This is a genomic window from Frankia sp. CcWB3, from assembly GCF_977927595.1.
In genome coordinates this window covers 1-4111 of record NZ_CDWRCK010000318.1, presented here as the reverse complement: position 1 = coordinate 4111, position 4111 = coordinate 1, and the positions used below count along the sequence as shown (strand labels likewise).

Annotated in this window: 3 protein-coding genes; all 3 read right to left on the bottom strand. The window is 71.0% G+C overall.

All coding sequences use genetic code 11. The features are described from left to right. Positions 1-911 precede the first annotated feature (911 nt). The 3 genes from ACY5KJ_RS18305 to ACY5KJ_RS18295 all read right to left on the bottom strand — a co-directional run bounded on the left by ACY5KJ_RS18305 (position 912) and on the right by ACY5KJ_RS18295 (position 3607). Complete coding sequence (locus tag ACY5KJ_RS18305) at positions 912-2213, bottom strand: DUF445 domain-containing protein (RefSeq protein WP_462186579.1); 1302 nt, start codon at positions 2211-2213, stop codon at positions 912-914. A gap of 173 nt (positions 2214-2386) precedes the next feature. Next, entirely contained in the window at positions 2387-2683 is a 297-nt protein-coding gene (locus tag ACY5KJ_RS18300) for a DUF6343 family protein (protein WP_462203936.1), read from the bottom strand. A 150-nt stretch (positions 2684-2833) separates the two neighbouring features. Then, the gene (locus tag ACY5KJ_RS18295) at positions 2834-3607 is read right to left on the bottom strand and encodes an enoyl-CoA hydratase-related protein (protein WP_462186581.1); all 774 of its coding nucleotides are present in this window, start codon (positions 3605-3607) and stop codon (positions 2834-2836) included. Positions 3608-4111: the final 504 nt, after the last annotated feature.

Genomic DNA, 4111 nt, shown 5'->3' with positions numbered 1-4111 from the left:
AGGCTGGCGCTGCGGGGCGTGGGAGTGCTGGGCCGGGTGAGACTGCTGGGCCGGGTGAGACTGGGAGTTTCCGTACTGAGACAGAGGATCCGCCGATCAGGTCAGGGCCGCCATGGGTCCACCCGGGCTGGATGAGGTGTTCCACACCAGTCCGCGTATCGTCCGGAGGCCGGGGGTACGGCCGGGTTTCGCGACCGGACCCACCGGCGGGTCATCCCCGCTAGGGCGCTCGCACCGACCTCGCACACCCGACCGTTCGGCCGGGCGCGGACGGCCTTGCAAGCCGTCGTTCTGTTCAAGGTACATCGCCGTCCCGCCACGCGGAGTGTGAGAGACGCCGATCCTGCGGCTGTACGTCTCGGGCTCACCCGCCGGTTCGTCCCGGGTTACTCCTTCGGGCGAGCGGGTCGCCGGCCGCGGTCCGCAGCCCCCGGTCGCGGCGGTGACGTGCCCGGCCCCATGGAAGTGGGTGGTCCCACCGGAGTGTCCGATCCCACGGCGGGGTCCGGCCCGATCGGGGAGGGCCGCCATCCAGGCCCGCAACCGGCGGGCGAGCAGCAGTCAGAGCAGCAGCGGCGCGAACGGCATCGCTGTGAGGTTAGGGGTAGACGAACGGAAAGCCGGAGTACACTGCCCCCCGTGCCGGGGGCGGGATAGGGATCGAGCCCGTGCTGCCCGGCCGCGCCGGCCCGCAGGAAGACGTCGACGTCGTAGTGGCCGATCCGGGTAATCAGCCCGAACCAGACCAGCATGACCAGTCCGGCGACCGGCAGGCTGGGCCGACCGGGTGGCGTCGGCCATGGCAGTCCCCGGACGGGCTATCGGTCATCCGGGCCGGGCCGGCTCCCACGTTCGTCGCCACGGCGATCGTCCTCGTTGCCCCGCACGCTTCCTCAACCCCACCCGTTGCGTCAGAAGGCGAGTTCGGTGACCAGGTGGATGACCAGTCCCACGAGGGCACCGACGACGGTGCCGTTGATCCGGATGAACTGCAGGTCGCGACCGACGTGCAGCTCGATGCGCCGGGAGGTCTCGTCGGGCTGCCAGCGGCCGACAGTATCTCCGATGATCGCGGCGATGTCGTCCTTGTACCGGCACACCACGCGGGTGGCCGCGTTCGCCACGGTGTGGTCGACGGTGCGCGCCAGCTCCGGATCGGTGGCGAGCTGGGCGCCGAAGGCCGCGAGTTCGTCGGTCGCGCGGACCCGGGCCGTGCTGCCCGGATCGGAGGCGAGATCGAGCAGGATGCTTTTCGCCGTGGCCCACATGGCGGAGATCATCCGGTCGACCTCAGGATGGGCCAGGAGCCGGTACTTGATTTGCTCGACCTGCCGTCCCAGCGCCTCGTCGGTGCGCAGCCGGCCGGCGAAGCCGCGCAGGAACGTGTCCAGGGCGCGGCGTGCCCGGTGCTCGGGGTCGGTGCGCAGCGCCTCGGTGAAGCGCAGCGCCTCGCTGTACGCCTTGGCCGCGACCGCCTCGTCCAGCCACTTCGGCGACCAGCTTGGTGCCCGGTCCTGCACGGTGCGGGTGAAGACCTCCGGGTTCTGCTTCAACCACGTCTCGGCCTCGGTGACGATCACGTCGACCAGTCGATGGTGCAGCCGGTCCTCGACCACCCGTTCCAGCGCCATTCCGAGGGCCCCGGCCCAGGGCCGTTCGACGATGCGGGGCAGCACCGCCTTCTCGACGAGTTCGCGGACCAGGTCGTCGTTCATTCCGGAGATCATCGCGGTGAGCCGCTCCGCCGCCTCGGTCGTGACCCGTTCGGCGTGCGACGGCTGGCGTAGCCAGGCACCGACCCGGGCGGACACTCCGATGCCGTCGATCTTCTCCCGGATCACGTCCTCGGCGAGGAAGTGGGTGCCGACGAAGCTCTCCAGGCTCCGACCAAGCGCGTCCTTACGCCGAGGAATGATCGCCGTGTGCGGGATCGGGAGGCCGAGTGGGTGGCGGAACAGCGCGGTCACGGCGAACCAGTCGGCCAGTGCGCCGACCGCGCCCGCCTCGGCGGCCGCGGCCACGTACCCGATCCACCCCGGGCCACCGCGGGCCTGCCAGCGGGCGGCGAGGAGGTAGATCGTCGCCACCGCGGCAAGCAGGCTGCCGGCGATGAGCCGCATCCGGCGAAGCCCGCGGCGCAGGCCCGCCTCGTCGGTGGTGCCGCGCGCGAAGCCAGCCGACACCGGCCCGGAGACGCCCTCCGGATCGTTCATCGCCGCCCGTTCGGTCGGCCGCCCGTCCCGCCGCCCACTGAGATCCTCCTGCTCGTTCCGCCAGCCGGATCGGCGCGGACCGACCAGGCTGGCGGGCGAGCCTGGCGGTGTCGGACGCGACGATCCTCGGCCACCTTATGCGGGAGCACCGCCCATCCGGACCGGCGTGGGGATCATTCGGTCTGGCGCCGGATCCGTTGCTGGATGACGACCAGATCGACGATGGCGACGAGGGCGAGGAAGGCGAGGACCGCGGCGCCGGCTGTCTGCCCCCGGACGGCGAAGAAACCGGCGAAGACCCCGCAGAACACCAGGCCGAACGCGGCGAGGACGCGGCGTAGCCCGAATGCGCTGCGAGCCGGGGGGAACCTCCCCGGATCGGAGGAGCCGGAGGAGAAGGCGCGGCGCCACCAAGGCCGGTGCCCGAGGGCACTACCCCGGTCGCGTTGGTGCGGCAGGGAATGGGTCACAGGCACCGGTATGCCCCGCCCGGACGGGGCGAACCGGTCACCCTCGTCGCCGTTGCGGGGCTGGTCCTCCCGGGCCGCACGGACGGCATGGAGCGGGCCGGCACCGACGTCGGTCAGCCCTCGGTGGTCGGTCAGCTCACGGGTGGTCGGTCAGCCCTCGGCTGCCGACGTGCCGTGGCGGCCCGGCAGCCTGGCGGTCATCGCGGATCTCGCCTCGTCGCTGACGAGGCGCTCGGTGAAGATCGCGCTTTCGGCGTCGATGCGCGCCAGCACCTCCGGTGTCCCGCCGTCGTGCAGCAGGGCGCGAGCTGCCGCGAGCGCCTGCGGCGGCTGGGCCAGCAGCGCCGCCACCCGGTCGTCGACCCGGGCGCGTAGCGCTTCGGCGTCGGGAAGCACCTCGGTCACCACCCCCAGTCGGGCGGCCTCGGCCGCTCCGAGGGACTCGCCGAAGTAGACGATGCGGGCAGCGATGGCTGGCCCGACCCGGCGGGGTAGCAGGAGGGTCGACCCGAACTCGGGGATCACCCCCAGGTTGACGAACGGCATCCCGAGAGTGCTGCGCTCGGTCGCATAGACCAGGTCGCAGTGCAGCAGCAGCGTGGTCCCGATGCCCATCGCGGGCCCGTCGACCTCGGCGACGAGAAGTTTCGTGCTGCGGGCCAGCGTCCGGATGAAGGTCAGCGTCGGACCCTCCGCCCGGAGGGCGTTGGTGGCCAGAAAGTCGACCAGATCGTTGCCGGCGGTGAAGGATCCACCGCTGCCGGTCAACCGGATAACCCGGATCTCCGGGTCGGTCTCGGCCTTGTCGAACGCCTCCGTGAGGGCGACGTACATCGCCTGGGTGAGGGCGTTGCGTTTCTCCGGACGGTTGATCCGTACCGTCAGCGTGCCCTGGCCGGGTTCGCTCTCGATCTGGCTGCTCATCCGTGTCTCCTCACCGGTCCGTCGGGTTCCTTGACCCGGCCGTGCTCCTGACCCGGTCGTGCCCAGGGGCACAGTGCCACCGGCTGGCCTCGGGTGAAAGCAGTTGTGTCACCTCCGCCGCTTCCGTGACCTCCGCCGCTTCCGCCAGCCGGGCCTCGCTCGGCGATTAACACAGCAGTTCAGCAGCAGCTCATTGGACGGGAGTTGATGGGGAGGTTCGTCGTGGAGTGGCTGTGGAGTGATTGAAGCTTTGGCGGACCGGGTAGGGCCCGATCGGCAATCGCCAACGCCTGATCGGCAATCGCCGACGGGGGTGAACCGGTGGGGCCGGGTGCCCCAATTCCCGCCCCCGGGTGTCTGCAATGTCTACAACGTCTGCAATGTCCGCAATGGGACCACTTTCCATGGTCTGGCACGAGGCGGGAGCTGCAGCCCGGGCGGGGGTCGGGTGGGCCGCGAGGGTGCGATCTGTGTGGCCTCGGATCGTGCGATGTTCTTTCGGCA

What these genes read in the sequence shown, in the direction of transcription:
- ACY5KJ_RS18305 (WP_462186579.1), bottom strand. Translation starts at nt 2,213, where the DNA reads ATGAACGATCCGGAGGGCGTCTCCGGGCCGGTGTCGGCTGGCTTCGCG.
- ACY5KJ_RS18295 (WP_462186581.1), bottom strand. Translation starts at nt 3,607, where the DNA reads ATGAGCAGCCAGATCGAGAGCGAACCCGGCCAGGGCACGCTGACGGTA.